The sequence below is a fragment of the Flexivirga oryzae genome, assembly GCF_014190805.1.
GTDB classification, from domain to species: Bacteria; Actinomycetota; Actinomycetes; order Actinomycetales; family Dermatophilaceae; genus Flexivirga; species Flexivirga oryzae.
Genome location: NZ_JACHVQ010000002.1, coordinates 489,812 through 504,649, shown reverse-complemented (window position 1 = coordinate 504,649; position 14,838 = coordinate 489,812). Strand labels below are relative to the sequence as shown.

Sequence of the window (14,838 nt, the reverse complement as noted above, 5' to 3'; positions counted from 1 at the left end):
TCGACGCTAGCCGCCGGGCGGACTGTTGTGGGGGAGGCGCGTCCCCGTCGGCGCCCGTCCGCCGACGAGCCTGCGGGTGGCGGAGCGGAACGGCTCGAAGGCGAGCAACAGGATGACTGCCGCGAGCGGCAGCAGCTGCAGCGAGACGCCGACACAGCCGAACCCGATCACAACGAGAGCCCAATGCGGCCAAGGGAACAGGCCTCGGTGTGCCAGGCTGCCCAGCAGCCCGAAGAGACCGACCAGGAACGCCGGCGGGCCCGCGGCGGCGACCAGGTCGGGCACCGGATAGTTCGAGTGCACGCCCGGGAAGATGTCTCCCAGGATGACCCAGACGAACGCCGCGGACCCGAGAAGACCGGCGACCAGGGCGGCGTCGGGCGCAAGGCTGCGGCCCAACCGTCGCCAGACCATGACGTCGAGGGCCGCGACACCGATGATGGCCACCAAGAAGCACACGTGCCCGGCGACCCAGAGTGGTCCGGACCGGTCGGTTCCACCCAGCCGGTCGAGGAAGCGGAAGAGTCCGTAGGCGAGCAGCATCGCCGGAACCCACAGGGCGGGAACGCGCGCCGAATCGACGGCGAGAGAGCGGGATTGGTTCATCCATCCACTGTTGCTCGCGATGGTGCACCACACATCAGGGTCAACCCCCAGGCACACCTTGGACGACCCTGAAAAGGACGGCTGCGGCGTCGCGCGGGCGGGTCCGGCGACTGGGTCGCCACGACGTCGGGTCCGGCGGGTAACTTCTCAGCAGCAGGATTGATCAGGCGGCGACGGGCTGCGAACGGAAGAGGACCTGATGAGTGACGACCAGACACCCGAGCCGATCTGGCGGCCGGACCCTGCCGAGCTCGCCGGCGCAGCGATCACCCGGTTCGCGCAGCAGGCGGCCACCCGGGCCGGGTGCGACCTGAGCGACTACCGCGAGTTGTGGTCGTGGTCGGTCACCGACCCGGACGGCTTCTGGCGCCAGGTGTGGGACTTCTTCGACGTCGTCGCCGACGGGGACCCTGCCACGGTGCTGGCCGACGACACCATGCCGGGAGCGCAGTGGTTCCCCGGCACCCGGCTCAACTACGCCGAGCACGCGCTGCGGCACGGTGCGGACCCCGCGACGGCCGACACGGTGGCGGTCACCGCCATCGACGAGGACGGGACCGTCGTGCGGACGACGTGGGCGCAACTGCGTGCCCAGGTGGGTGCCGTCGCCGGCTGGCTCCGCGCGAACGACGTGCGTCCCGGTGACCGGGTGGTCGGCTACCTGCCCAACACCACTCCCACGCTGGTCGCGTTCCTGGCCTGTGCCAGCATCGGCGCGGTCTGGTCGGCCTGTGCGCAGGACTACTCCGGCAGCGGAGCGGCCGGCCGATTCGCGCAGTTGGAGCCGGTCGTGCTCTTCGCCGCGGACGGCTACCACTGGAACGGCCGCTCGCTCGACCGCCGTGACGAGGTGGCCGCGCTGCGCGAGTCGTTGCCGAGCTTGCGGGCTGTCGTCGAGGTGCCCAACCTCGGGTTGTATGACGAAAAGCCCTCCGCCCCAGGGGCGTTCAGTTGGAGCCAGGTGGCCGGCACACCGGCGGCCCCACGCTTCGACCGGGTCGCCTTCGACCACCCGCTCTGGGTGCTGTTCTCCTCGGGCACGACCGGCCTGCCCAAGGGCATCGTGCACGGGCACGGTGGCGTGGTGCTGGAGCACCTGAAGATGCTCGGGCTGCACCTGGATGCCGGCCCGCAACGCCCGCTCTTCTGGTACACCACCACCAACTGGATGATGTGGAACATCGTCGCCGCCGGGCTGCTCGTCGGCGCACCGGTCGTGCTGTATGACGGCAGCCCCTCACACCCCGGCCCGGACCGGCTGTGGCGGATCGCCGCCGACGAACGGGTCGCCATGCTCGGGGTCAGCCCCGGCTATCTGCTCGCCGGCGCCCAGGCCGATCTGCAGCCGGGACGCGACCTGGATCTGTCGGCGTTGCGGGTCATCGGCGTCACCGGGGCACCGGTCTCGCCCGCGTCGTACGACTGGGTGCGCGAACGGGTCAGCGCGCAGGTCCAGGTGCAGTCGACCTCCGGCGGCACGGACGTGGTCGCTGCCTTCGCGGGGGCGGCGCCCTCCACACCGGTGTGGCGTGGCGAGATGTCGGGGCCGTCGCTCGGTGTCGCGCTCGCGGCCTGGGACGCGGGCGGCCAGCCGCTGGTCGACCAGGTCGGCGAGCTCGTGGTCACCCGGCCGATGCCGTCGATGCCGCTGTACTTCTGGAACGACCCCGACGGCAGCCGCTACCACGACGCGTACTTCTCCACCTACCCCGGTGTATGGCGCCACGGCGACTGGGTGACGGTGACCTCGCGCGGCACCGTGATCGTCTCCGGGCGTTCGGATTCCACGCTCAACCGGCACGGTGTGCGGCTGGGCAGCGCCGACATCTACGCGGTGGTCGACAAGATCCCGCAGATCCGCGAATCCCTGGTGATCGGAGCCGAACTCGCCGATGGCGGCTACTGGTTGGCGTTGTTCGTCGTGACGGCGGACGGCGTCGAGCTGACCGATGAGTTGGCGGCCGACGTCAAGGCGGCGATCCGGACCGGCGCCTCACCGCGGCACGTGCCGGACGACGTCGTCGCGGTGGACGCCATACCCCACACCCGCACCGGCAAGAAGCTGGAAGTGCCGGTCAAACGGCTGATCCAGGGTCATCCGCTGGAGCAGGTCGCCAGCCCGGATGCGGTGGATGACTTCGCCGCGCTACAGGCGTTCACGGCATACGCGCGTTGATCGCCCAACAGCACTGTCACGAGGAGGGTTTCGCGAGTGTCGACTTGGCACCGGACAGGGTCGCGGCATCTGCGGCCCGCTGGCCCGCACTCCAGCCGTAGAGATCCGGCGTGAAGCTGCTCGCCTTCGAAACCAGTTGGGGGAACAGCTCGTCGACCACTGCGTCGACCTCGGCGGAGCGCTTCGCCAGGACCCGGACGAGCGCACGTGAGGCGTCTGTGTCACCGGACGGGTTGGCATCGTGTTCCTCCAACACTGACGCAGTTTCCGAGTCGGTGGCGGCTTGCAGACGTTCGCCGATACGAGTGGCGTAGGAGAACAGGAACGACCGTCGGAAGCTGCGAGTGCGCGACCGACCCGAGCTCGTGACCTGGCGTCCTTCACCCACCATCGCCCGGGTCGCTTGCAGCAGTAGGGAAGTGAAGATCGCCTCGACGGCGGCCAGGTCGGGCCGGTGGCCGATGACGGTCGCGAAGCCGAGATCGGACGTCCAGACCGCGCGGCACCGGTTTGCCTCCGCCACGACGTGCAGCAGCTGGATCTTCTCCTGCTCATAGGGGCGTTCGACCCAGAGCCGGACGGGTCCGGCCTGGTCGGCGGGTCGGTCGGCAGACACCGACAACATGGCCACGTCGAGGCTGTGCCTGGCCATCAGCGACTGTGCGGCTGCGGTGAAGGTGTCGGCCTCCGCCTCGTACGGCGTCGACTCCGCCTGGGCGAGCAACCGGCGTACTCGCTCGAGGATCCGTGGGTCGACCTGATCGGATGGTTCAGGCCGCTGTGGGCGCGCCGTGCCCGGTAGCGGGTCGAGGCGTTCGATGGTGGGCAGCATTGCGAGCAGGGCGGCGACGTCGACCGCGGATCGGACAGTGCGCTCGAAACCGTCGGTGCCGGATCGGGCCGTCACGAAGTCGTCCGATGCCCGCCACCAACGACTGGCACCCATGGTGCGCAGCTGCTCGGCCCAGGCCGGGGCGATCGTTGCGGTCGCAAAGGCGGCCAGCTGTGCCGCCATGGCGTCCGCGACGACCAGCTTGGCGGACTCGTTGAGGTTGCGACCGGTGAGGTTGTGCAGGTCGACCGGTCGCCAACCGCGCGTCCACGCGTCGTCGATCCTGGCCTCCAGCATCGCGCTCAGCTGATGGCAGGTCGCAACCCGCAGCGCCGCGGGCGCGCCACGATCCAGCAACCGTTGCAACGGAGCAGCTGCCGTCTGTGGGGTTCCCGCGGCCAGTGATCCGACGGCATCGGCGATGTCGTCGGCGATCCGGTCGTCCTCGGTCCGGTCAGGATCCGCGGGCGGCGCCCCGGTCCATGGCCACGCGGCATGTGCGGCGGAGCCCGCACCCTGATGACCGGCCGGTGCTCGGCGCCGTCGGCGAGCCTTGGCTTTCGCGGCTCGCCGTTGCTGATTGTGCATCCCCATGGTGTCTCCCCCGAGTCCTTCGCGGTTCTGATTGATCGGGCGATGCTCGCACCGAGCACCGACAGGGCCGCCGTGCCGCCCTGCTGCTGTCGACCACCGGTCGGTGGCGACCCGTAGGGTGCGAGGCGTGGCGGATCAGTGGCTCATGCCGGCACCGGTGCGGCGCGTCGAGAAGCGACCGGACGCGCCGGTCGAGCAGGGGTGGCCGGCGTCGCTTCCGCCGGTGCGGCAACTGCTCGACGAGGGTCTCGACCTGTCCCGTGCGACGGTGCTCGTGGGGGAGAACGGCACCGGCAAGTCCACGCTCGTCGAGGCGGTCGCCATGGCGTTCGGGATGAACGCCGAGGGCGGCTCGACCGGTGCCATGCACACCACCTGGCACAGCGAGTCCCCGCTGCACGACTGGCTGCGTCTGGTCCGTGGCGCCGGTGCGTCGCGGTGGGGCTATTTCGTCCGGGCCGAGACGATGCACGGACTGTTCACCTACCTGGACAGCACCCGGCGTGACAGCCACACCAGGGACCCCGAGTTCCATCGCCTCAGCCACGGCGAAGCGTTCCGGACCCTCATCGACACCAGCCGATTCAGCGGTGACGGGTTCTTCGTGCTCGACGAGCCGGAGGCGGGTCTGTCGTTCACCGCGCAGTTGCGTCTGGTGGGGGAGCTGATGACGATGCTGACCAGTCCCGGCGTCCAGGTGCTGCTGGCGACGCACTCGCCGGTCATCGCGAGCCTGCCCGGGGCGACGGTGCTGGAGCTGGATGAGGAGGGCTACCACGAACGCTCGTGGGACGACCTCGAACTCGTCATGCACTACCGCAACTTCTGCGACTCACCGACGCGCTATCTGCGGCACCTCGAGTAGGTCGCCGGTCAGCCGGTGACCAGGTCGGCGAACCGGGACGCAAGCACGGCCGCGGTCCGCTGCACCGTGGCGTCCGCAGCGACCAGGTCGTCCACGCCCTGCCCGACCCGCCGGATCTCCTCCGGGTCGGAGCCGCGGAACGCACCTGCCCACTCCGCATAGGTGGCGGGGCTGATCTCGGGATGGAACTGCACACCCCACGCGTTCGGCGCGGCGCGGAATGCCTGGTTGGGATAGGTCCGACCGGTGCCGAGCAACACGGCCTCGTCGGGCAGCCTGGTGATGGCGTCGCCGTGCATGGAGGCGACCTGAATCTCTGGTCCGAGGTCACCGAAGAGGTCGTCACCGGCCGCGTCCCCGGTCAGACCCACAGTGACCAGTCCGGCCTCGGTCCCGTGTGCGCCCTTCTCGACCGTGCCACCGAGCGCCTGCGCGAGCAGTTGCCCGCCGAGGCAGATCCCGAGGGTGGGTTTCGCCTGCTCCGCCGCGTCGCGATAGAGCACGCGAACCTGCTCCAGCCACGGGAAGTTCGCGTCGTCCGTCGAACTCATCTCACCGCCGAGCACGATTAGTGCGTCGGCCGAAAGCCGTTGTGGGACAGCGTCTCCGGCATACGGCCGAACAGTGTGTATGTCGATGCCGCGTGCGGTGAGCCACCCGTCGAAGCGACCCAGCGGGTCGTCGTCGCCGGGTTGGACGACCAACACCCGCGCCGCTGTCGGCTGATCCATCACGAAACCGTCCTCTGCTGTCGAATCGGTCGACGATCGCGTATGTCCGTCGTTCCGGCCCACACACGCGCTAGGAGGGTATAGGTTGCCGATGCGCTGGCCCACCCCGAGCCTCCGCAGGTAACGACTGAGCACGACCACCCCGTCGGCGTTGCTCAGGATGGAGGATCATCCATGCCCCACACCTCTGCCCGCACCGGACGCAAGGCGGCCACCCTCATCGCCATGGCAGGCTCCGCGGCCCTCGCACTCACCGCCGCAGCACCCGGCACCGCCGCAACGGCGGCAGGCACCGCCACCGGGTCGATGACACCGGCGATCGGTGCACAGCCGCACTTCAAGCGGGTCGGCACCGCATCGCCGAACGCGACGACGTTCGGGTGCCAGACGACCACGCCCGCCGGCTGTTACGGTCCGGCCCAGATGCGGGCCGCGTACGGCGTCGACAAGCTCGCCAAGAAGGGCCTGGACGGTCGCGGCCGCACGATCGTCATCATCGATGCCTACTCGAGCCCGTCGCTGGTCAACGACCTGAACACGTTCAACGCGCAGTTCGACCTCCCCGCGGCCAACCTGACGCAGATCGCGCCGGACGGCTTGACACCCTTCGACCCGAACGACGCGAACCAGGTGAACTGGTCCGGTGAGATCACCCTCGACGTCGAATGGGCCCACGCGATCGCGCCCGCCGCCAGGATCAAGCTGGTGATGGCCAGGTCGAACCAGGACGCGGACATCCTGTCGGCCACGCGGTATGCCGTGGACCACAACCTCGGCGACGTGATCTCGCAGAGCTTCGGCGAGGGCGAGAAGTGCATGGACCCCGCACTGATGGCCCAGCAGCACCGGTTGTTCGCCAGGGCGACTGCCCGAGGCATCACCCTGCTCGCCTCGTCGGGAGACCAGGGATCGGCGCAGCCGACCTGCGACGGCACCTCCTACTACAAGGCGGCGAGCACGCCGGCCAGCGATCCCAACGTCACGGGTGTAGGCGGAACGATGCTCGACGCGGACGGGCTGACCGGCGCGTATCACAGTGAAACCGTCTGGAACGAGCCAGGTTACGAGGCCGCGGGTGGTGGCGGCTTCTCGGTGCTGTACCGCACCCCGTCATACCAGCGGGGCAACCTGCACCTCCGGTCCCGCGGGGTTCCTGACGTCGCGTACAACGCCGCGATCAACGGTGGTGTGCTGGCGGTGTGGACGCCGGGCAACAACCCACAGGCCACCTACCTGTTCGGAGGCACCAGCGCCGGGTCGCCGCAGTGGGCCGGGCTCATCGCCCTGGCCGATCAGGCCGGCCGGCGGCGGGTCGGCGCGATCAACCCGACGCTCTACGCCATCTCGCACTCCAGGAAGAACTACGCCAACGACTTCCACGACGTGACGACCGGGGACAACCACTTCCCGGGTGACCCGGTGATTGCCGGCTTCTCGGCGCACCGTGGTTGGGACGCTGCGAGCGGTCTCGGTACCCCGAAGGCGGACAAGCTCATTCCGGCGCTGGTGCAGCGTGGGCACGGACATGGGCACGGACACGGGCACGGACACCGCTGACGCTCTCGTACGGCCGCTCAGTGCGCGAGGTCGGTGACTTCCAGCGGATGCTCCGCCGGTCCCTTGCCGGTGGTGTCCGGGTTGAGCAACCAGCCGACGCGTTTGGTGGCACGCAGGATGATGCTGTTGCGTAGCAACTCGATGCCCGGGATCCGCCGGGTGAGTGTGACCTCCACGTCCATCACCTCCGCGACGGAACGCAGCCACATCACGATGATCATGTTCGCCTCACCGGTCGTGGACGCGGCGAGGCGGACCTGCGGGAGCTCGCCGATGGCCCGGGCCGCTTGGTCGTGGGCGTCGGCGGGCACCCGCACGAACCACTGGCAGCTGACCGGGAAACCGCTGTAACGCTGGGCTATCTCGCACCGGAAGGACAGCACGTTCGCGGCGATCACCCGGTTCAGCTGGCGTTGCACCGTCGCCGGGCTGCGGCCCACGGCACGGGCGATCTCGGCTGCAGTGGCGCGCCCGTTGACGGCCAGGTGGGGCAGCAACGCCCGGTGGCTGTCCGGCACCGGCTGCGTCGGGCCGATCACGGTTGCCAGCCGCTGGATCTGGGCCCGTTGGGTAGCGTTCAGCACGCCGAGGCGCCACGCCCAGCCGCCGTGGTGCAGTCGTGTGCACAGTGCCGACCGGTAACCCATCACGCCGGGTAGTGCGGTGATCTGCTCGATCACCACGTCGCTGAACGTCTGGAACGACTCGGTGATCACCGTCAGCAGCAGGGTCCGGTCGCCGGCCGAGTGTTCCACGGTCGCGATGTTCGGCAGCCGGGTCAGCGCCGCCGAGACGGTCTCACGCTGCCGCATGTCGCAATCGACCTCCAGGAACGACAGCGACATCGCCTGGGGATCCCCGACGAGGTGTCCGGTGACCCAGGCCGTGCCGGTTGCGCGCAGCCGTTCCCAGCGCGCCGCCAATGAAGTCGGGTGCACCTCGAGCACGTCGGCCAGGTCGGTCCAGTGCGCTCGCGGGGCGATCTGCAGCGCGTTGATCAGGGCCAGATCTTCCTCGCTGGGCATATCGCGAATACTCGCCATACTCCGTGATTGAAGCATGAAAGCTGGGATAGCTAGCAGGTTACTGATCGGTTGTAGGGATTCAGTGATCTGTGATGCGGCTCACCTCACAATCGATCCAGCCGATTTTCACCCGACGAGGAGAGCCGATGTCACTGGAACCCCGCGACCTGACCGACGACCTGATCCGCTTCCGCCACGAATTGCACCAGGAGCCGGAGGTCGGTCTGGACCTGCCGCGGACGCAGCAGAAGGTGCTGCGTGAGCTCGACGGCCTGCCGCTGGAGATCTCGACGGGCACGGACACGACCTCGGTCACGGCGGTCCTTCGGGGACGCGGTGCGCCGGCCGGACCGGACCGCCCTGTCGTCCTGCTGCGTGCCGACATGGACGCGCTGCCCGTGCAGGAGCGGTCCGGCGTCGCGTTCAGCTCGCGTGTCGACGGTGCGATGCACGCCTGCGGTCACGACCTGCACACCGCCATGCTCACCGGCGCGGCCCGGCTGCTCGCGGATCGTGTCGAGCAGTTGCCCGGCGACGTCGTGCTGATGTTCCAGCCCGGCGAGGAGGGGTATGACGGGGCGTCCGTCATGCTCCGCGAAGGCGTGCTCGAGGCGGCCGGACGCACCGCGGACGCGGCATACGCCATGCACGTCTTCTCCGGCCTGGCACCGCACGGCCAGCTGCTGACCAAGCCCGGCGTGATGATGAGCGCGTCCGACGGGCTGGAGGTCGTCGTGCACGGCTCCGGCGGGCACGGGTCGGCGCCGCACCACGCGAAGGACCCGGTCACGACCGCCGCCGAGATGGTCACCGCGCTGCAGGTGATGGTCACCCGGCAGCTCGACATGTTCGATCCGGCGGTGGTGACGGTCGGGCTGCTGCAGGCCGGCACGAAGCGCAACGTCATACCCGACACGGCACGCTTCGAGGCGACCATCCGGACGTTCTCCGACGAGAACCGCAACCACCTGCAGGTGGCGATCCCACGGCTGCTGCAGGGGATCGCGGCCGCGCACGGACTGGAGGCCGAGGTGCACTACCGGACCGAATACCCGCGCACCGTCACGGATCTGACCGAGACCGAGCGTGCGGAGCGGGTCATCGCCGCCCTGCTCGGGGAGGAGCGGATGACCCGCCTGGCGACCCCGGTCTCCGGGTCGGAGGACTTCTCCCACGTGCTCGATCGGGTGCCCGGCACCTTCATCGGGCTCGGCGCGCTCACTCCCGGCGCCGACCCGGCCGCCGCGGCGTTCAACCACTCGCCGCTCGCCGTCTTCGACGACGGTGTCCTCACCGATGGCGCCGCCCTGTATGCCGAACTCGCCACGACCCGCCTCGCCGCGCTGCATGCCGAGGCGACGCCGACCGACACCGCCGACGCGCTGGCGACGGCGTGACTCCCCGAACAGGTAGGACCATGACCCACGTACTGGAAACCCCACTGCGCAAAGCGCAACCGCTCACCCGGCAACCGCTCGCCGTCTTCCTCGGACCGCTGGTGCTGGTCGAACTCTTCAGCGGCGTGCTGCAGATCTACTTCTCACCGGTCTACGCGTCGCTGGCAGCCAAGTTCGGCGTCGGCGTCGGCACCCTGTCCTGGGCACTGACCGCCTTCACCCTCGCCAGCGCCGTGTCGACACCGGTCTTCTGCAAGCTCGGTGACGTGTACGGGCACCGCAAGATCCTGCGGATCCAGGTGTCCATCGTCGCCGCCGGATCCGTCCTGATTGCAGCAGCACCAACGTTTTCCGTGCTCGTGGCAGGGCGTGTGCTGCAAGGCATGTTCCCGGCATACCTGCCCCTGATGTTCGGGCTGGTGCGCGCTCGGTACGGCGACGACGACACCAAGCGCGCGATCAGCTACCTCACCTCGATCCTCATCTTCGGTGTCGTATTCGGTTTGGTCGCAGTCGGATTCATCACTCGCTACACGGACGGACCCACCTGGGCGCTCTGGCTGCCGGCGGTCGGGACACTGGTCGGCCTGGTCGGGCTGCTGCTGGTGCGCGGCGAGAAGGTGGAGCGTCGCTCCGACCTGCGCGTCGACTGGGTCGGTGCGGTCATGCTGGGCGCCGGCTTCGCGTTCCTGCTTCTCGGCATCTCCGAGGGCTCGGACTGGGGCTGGACGTCGGCCCGGGTGATCGGCAGCATCGTGCTCGGCGCGCTGATCCTCGTCGCCTGGACGGCCGTCGAGTTGCGGATCGACCAGCCGCTCGCCGACCTGCGGTGGCTCTTCAAGCCGCACTTCGTGCCGGTCTACATCGTCGGATTCTGCACGTACCTGGCCGTTCTCGGCGGCCAGGTCGTTGGCTCGACCTTCATGGCCGCACCGCATGCCGTCCTCGGCTACGGACTGAGCCTGTCGCCCTTCGGCATCAGCATCTGGCTGGCCGTGACCTTCTTCGTGATGTTCCTCGGTGTCCTGTCGACCGCCTGGCTCGGCAAGGCGATCGGCTTCCGCACGGTGATGATGATCGGCTCCGTGCTGGCGGCCGTCGGGTTCCTCGGCCTGGTCGGCTGGCACAACAGCCTGGCCGCGGTGGTCGTGCTGACGGCGGTGGCGGTCGGCGGCATGGGCTTCATCGAGAGCTCCACCCGCACCCTGGTCGTCGGCGGTCTGCGCGAGCACGAGGTGTCGATGGGGGAGGGCATCTACGAGCTGTCGATCAGCCTCGGCCCGGCCGTCGGCTCGGCGGTCTTCGGCGCGATCCTGTCCGCGCACGCGTCCTCGGTGAAGGGCCTGGCGAGCGAGCACGGCTACCAGCTCAGCTGGCTGGTCATGGGCCTGTCCTGTGCACTGGCCGCAGTGGTCGCCGTCGGCTTCGTCATCGCCGGCCGCCGCCGGAAGGGTGCTCCCGCCCCCGCGGCCTGACCCCCCACCACCGACAGGCCCACTTACGCTCGACAGGCCCACTTACACGGACGGATTCGCGCCGGTGTAGGTGAGCCTGTCAGTGTTTGCTGGGCCTGTCGGTCGACGGTGCCGCCCTGCTAACCCGCCGCGCCCTCAAGTCCGTCCGCGGCTTCCGCGGTGGCACCAGGGATGCGCATCTCGAAGGTGTCCTTGACGACGGTGTAGTCGTAGTAGCCCATGCGGGCGATGGGCTGGATGCGCGAGACGTCGAGCTTGCCGTCCGGCGTGAGGGCGTCATCCGCGATGTGGATGCGCTCGACGCTGGCGAAGACGATATCGATGGTGCCGACCTCGGAGTTGCCCACCAGGCGGTGGGTGGACAGGTACTTGCACTCGAAGTGGCAGGGGCTGTCGGCAACCATGGGAACCCCTGACAGGTCTGCGGTTTCGCGGCGCAGACCGGCACGTTCGAACTCGCTCTCGTGATCGGGGAGGGCCATGGCGCTGATGTTGACGGCGTCGCGCAGCTCCCAGGTGGCCATGTTCCACGCGAACCAGCCGGTCCGCTCCGCGTTGACGACGGTGTCCTTGCGCCGGCCGTCCGGGTACTGGTTTGCGGAGAACATCACCATCGGCGGGTCGAACGTCAGGTTCTGCCACTGGCTGTATGGCGCGAGGTTCTCCACGCCGTCCCGGCTGACGCTGGAGAGCCAGCCGATCGGGCGCGGCACGGTGCACGCCTTGAAGGGGGAGTAGGGCAGGGGGTTCCGCTCGGTGGCAGGGCTGTATTTCACGATGACTCCTCGTGTTTCGGGAAGGGTGTCGGGTCAGTTGGCTGCGGCGGAGGCCGGCTCGGCGGGTAACTCCGCAACCGGAAGGTGTTCCCTCCGGACAGCAGCGGACAGGACGTAGTAGAGACCGCCGGCAACCAGCAAGCCGAGCACCCAGGCGACCTCGGCGCCACCGAGCCAGTCGGCGATGGGGCCGACATACAGGCTGCTGTTCATGAACGGGATCTGGATCGCCACGCCGATCAGGTATGCGGTGAACGCTGCCTTGTTGATCCGGCCGTAGCTGCCGTGCGGGTCGAACAGGTCCTGGATGCGGTACTGCTCGCGACGGACCCAGTAGAAGTCGACGAGGTTGATGGCCGACCACGGGGTCATGAAGTAGAGCAGGAAGAGCAGGAAGTTGGTGAACGATGTGAGGAACGAATTGGTCGCGGCCAGCGCGATCGCCAGCGCCGCCGCCGAGATCAGCGTGACGTAGATGGCGCGGTGCTTCGGTCGGATCACCTTCTGGCCGGTGATGCTGGTGACGATCGTGACCACCGACATGTAACCTCCGTACGCGCTCAGCGTGTCGCCGGTGAGCTTGCCGCAGATGACGGCGAGCAGGACCAGGGCGGACAGCGCGCCCCCGAGGTCGGCGAGGTAGCCGACCTGGTCGCTCAGGAACGCGGCGCCGCCGATCGCCGCGACCAGCGCGCCGAGCACCATGGCGAGCGAGCCGCCGAGGACGCTGCCGAGGAAGGTCCAGCCGATGGTTGCCGACTTGGGGGTGGTCTCCGGCAGGTAGCGCGAGTAGTCGGCGATGTACGGGCCGAAGGTGAGTTGCCACGACGCGGAGAGTGAGACGCCGAGGACGAACGGGGCGGCCGCGAACTCGTGGTGGCTGAAGGCTGCGCCCGTGTGCGAGTCGAAGCCGATCCGCACGAACAGGCCGACGAACACCACGCCGCTCAGCACTGCCGCGAGGTGGGAGAAGCGATGGATGTAGCGGTAACCGTAGATGGCCAGCACCGTTGACACGACGGCGAACAGGACCGCCCCGAGGTGCCGGGAGATGTGCAGGAGGTTGGCCAGTGCCTGGCCGCCCAGCACCAGTCCTGTCGCGTAGAAGCCCAGGAAGATCATCAGGGCGAGGACGAGTGGGAGTATGGCGCCCAGGTAGCCGAATTGGGCTCTGCTCTGGATCATTTGCGGCACACCGAGCCTCGGGCCCTGCGCGGAGTGCAGGGACGTGAAGAAGCCCCCGGCGATGTTGCCCAGCACGATCGCCGGGATCGACCAGAGCGCGGTGTTGCCCAGGACGACGAACAAGGCGCCGGTGACGACTGCCGTGATCGAGGTGTTCGCGGCGAACCACACGAAGAGCAGGCTCCTCGGTGAGCCGTGCCGTTCATCGGGCGGGATGAAGTCGATCGATCGCTGTTCGAGTGTGTTCATGCTCAACCTCACAAACGTGCCGTGCGGCGGTTGCCGCGGCGAGGGTCGTAGTGATGTGTACCACCACGCTTCGTCGATACAGTATGCAACCGATATACTGGTTGCACAATGGTTTGATGGAGATTCTTCTTTCGCAGTGGGGCGGCGAGCTCGGCGGCTCCTGCCGGTCCGTCCTACGATCGGCGGCAGACGGAGGTGGGACGTGAGTGAAGGAAAGGCCGCGCAGGCCTATCGCGCGATCGAGCGGATGATCGTGTTCCAGGAGGTGCCGCCGGGCTCCCTCGTGTCCGAGTCACAGCTGATGGAGCGCACCGGACTCGGTCGCACGCCGGTGCGGGAGGCGCTCCAGCAGCTCGCCCGCAATCGGATGGTGGAGATCCACCCGAACAAGGGCGTGCTGATCCCGCCGACGTCGGTGGAGGCCGAGCTGCGGATGCTCGAACTGCGCCGGGCACTCGAGGCGCTCGCGGTCCGGTTGGCCGCCGAGCGCGCTGGCGCCGACGTGCGCGAGCGGATGACTGCGATGGTGGAGCTGCTGGCAAAGGACGCCTTCACGCTGGAGGCGTATGCCGACACCGTCAAGGACACCCACGAGCTCATCGTCGAGGGCGCCGCCAACGAATACCTCGCCGACGCCATTGCACCAGCGCAGGGTCTGTCCCGACGCTTCTGGTTCGCGCACGTCGTCGATGAGCAGGCCGAGATCGCAGCGGGATCGTCGTTGCACAGCCGCATTCTCACGGCGATCCTCGACGGGGACGCCGACGCCGCAGAGGCCGCCTCGCGTGCCCTGAACGAATACCTCATCGACTTCTCGTACGCCACGCTGCGGAGCTCACGCTGACGCCGGGCCGGCGGTGGCCGCAGCCCTACGGCGAGGGGATTCACGCGGGTCCTTTGCGGGTATGCATCCGGCGACCGGTTGCATAAGGAGCGCACCATGGGCCTGACGCCGCACGAGGAACGGCAGATCCACGAGATCGAGGAGTCGCTGCTCGAGAGTGATCCCGGCTTCGCCGAGCGGATGCATCGACTGCTGCGGCCGCACCGCAAGCTCGTGGTCGCCGGGCTGTGTCTGCTGGTGCTCGTCGTCGTACTGGTGGTGTCACGACCGGAGAATCCGACGGTCACGGTAGCCGGTACGGCAGCTGCGGCGTTCCTCGCCGGCTGGTGCCTCGGGCAGGTCCGCAGCGCCGACCCGCGGGTGGTGATCCGTCGGACCCGTGCGGTGGCACTGCGTGCGGGCCGCACCGGACTTCGGCCCGTGCGATGGGTGTCGCGGCGGCTGTCGCGGCGTCTCTGAGTTGTTCGGGACTCGTTGCAGGGCAGCCAGGTCAACGAAACGGTGTGTTCGTCACTTCCCGGGTATC

Annotated in this window: 13 protein-coding genes; 7 read left to right on the top strand and 6 right to left on the bottom strand. The window is 68.7% G+C overall.

What is annotated here, in order from left to right; genetic code table 11:
* Positions 1–6: 6 nt before the first annotated feature.
* Positions 7–606 (bottom strand): hypothetical protein, encoded by a 600-nt coding sequence (locus tag FHU39_RS15455; protein ID WP_183321476.1) that lies wholly within the window; start codon positions 604–606, stop codon positions 7–9.
* A 199-nt stretch (positions 607–805) separates the two neighbouring features.
* Here FHU39_RS15455 and FHU39_RS15450 point away from each other — a divergent pair, with 199 nt between their 5' ends.
* Complete coding sequence (locus FHU39_RS15450) at positions 806–2,782, top strand: acetoacetate--CoA ligase (RefSeq protein ID WP_183321475.1); 1,977 nt, start codon at positions 806–808, stop codon at positions 2,780–2,782.
* A 16-nt stretch (positions 2,783–2,798) separates the two neighbouring features.
* Here FHU39_RS15450 and FHU39_RS15445 read toward each other — a convergent pair whose 3' ends face one another.
* Positions 2,799–4,208, bottom strand: a complete 1,410-nt coding sequence (locus FHU39_RS15445) for a DUF2786 domain-containing protein (protein ID WP_183321474.1) — start codon at positions 4,206–4,208, stop codon at positions 2,799–2,801.
* 127 nt (positions 4,209–4,335) lie between these two features.
* Between FHU39_RS15445 and FHU39_RS15440 the strand changes: the two genes are divergently transcribed.
* Positions 4,336–5,073: an AAA family ATPase gene (locus FHU39_RS15440; RefSeq protein WP_343065933.1), complete on the top strand. Its 738-nt coding sequence runs from the start codon at positions 4,336–4,338 to the stop codon at positions 5,071–5,073.
* Positions 5,074–5,081: 8 nt separating this feature from the next.
* Here the strand turns inward: FHU39_RS15440 and FHU39_RS15435 are convergent, their stop codons facing one another.
* Positions 5,082–5,804 carry a type 1 glutamine amidotransferase gene (locus FHU39_RS15435; RefSeq protein WP_183321473.1) on the bottom strand — a complete coding sequence of 241 codons (723 nt, stop codon included), beginning with the start codon at positions 5,802–5,804 and terminating at the stop codon, positions 5,082–5,084.
* A gap of 174 nt (positions 5,805–5,978) precedes the next feature.
* Here FHU39_RS15435 and FHU39_RS15430 point away from each other — a divergent pair, with 174 nt between their 5' ends.
* A complete protein-coding gene (locus tag FHU39_RS15430; RefSeq protein ID WP_183321472.1) occupies positions 5,979–7,361 on the top strand; it encodes a S53 family peptidase in 1,383 nt (460 codons plus the stop codon).
* 17 nt (positions 7,362–7,378) lie between these two features.
* Here the strand turns inward: FHU39_RS15430 and FHU39_RS15425 are convergent, their stop codons facing one another.
* Complete coding sequence (locus FHU39_RS15425) at positions 7,379–8,386, bottom strand: Lrp/AsnC family transcriptional regulator (protein ID WP_246336585.1); 1,008 nt, start codon at positions 8,384–8,386, stop codon at positions 7,379–7,381.
* A gap of 146 nt (positions 8,387–8,532) precedes the next feature.
* On the opposite strand from FHU39_RS15425, the gene FHU39_RS15420 reads away from it, so the two are divergent.
* Together FHU39_RS15420 and FHU39_RS15415 are read left to right on the top strand one after the other, a co-directional pair.
* Positions 8,533–9,783, top strand: coding sequence for a M20 metallopeptidase family protein (locus FHU39_RS15420; protein ID WP_183321470.1), 1,251 nt, complete (start codon positions 8,533–8,535; stop codon positions 9,781–9,783).
* 20 nt (positions 9,784–9,803) lie between these two features.
* A complete protein-coding gene (locus tag FHU39_RS15415; RefSeq protein ID WP_183321469.1) occupies positions 9,804–11,258 on the top strand; it encodes an MFS transporter in 1,455 nt (484 codons plus the stop codon).
* A 119-nt stretch (positions 11,259–11,377) separates the two neighbouring features.
* Here the strand turns inward: FHU39_RS15415 and FHU39_RS15410 are convergent, their stop codons facing one another.
* Positions 11,378–12,034 (bottom strand): flavin reductase, encoded by a 657-nt coding sequence (locus FHU39_RS15410; protein ID WP_183321468.1) that lies wholly within the window; start codon positions 12,032–12,034, stop codon positions 11,378–11,380.
* A gap of 33 nt (positions 12,035–12,067) precedes the next feature.
* A complete protein-coding gene (locus FHU39_RS15405; protein WP_183321467.1) occupies positions 12,068–13,468 on the bottom strand; it encodes a purine-cytosine permease family protein in 1,401 nt (466 codons plus the stop codon).
* Between the two features lie 202 nt (positions 13,469–13,670).
* Here FHU39_RS15405 and FHU39_RS15400 point away from each other — a divergent pair, with 202 nt between their 5' ends.
* Positions 13,671–14,312: a GntR family transcriptional regulator gene (locus FHU39_RS15400; RefSeq protein WP_343065932.1), complete on the top strand. Its 642-nt coding sequence runs from the start codon at positions 13,671–13,673 to the stop codon at positions 14,310–14,312.
* A 96-nt stretch (positions 14,313–14,408) separates the two neighbouring features.
* Positions 14,409–14,771, top strand: a complete 363-nt coding sequence (locus tag FHU39_RS15395) for a DUF3040 domain-containing protein (protein WP_183321466.1) — start codon at positions 14,409–14,411, stop codon at positions 14,769–14,771.
* The last annotated feature ends 67 nt before the right edge of the window (positions 14,772–14,838 follow it).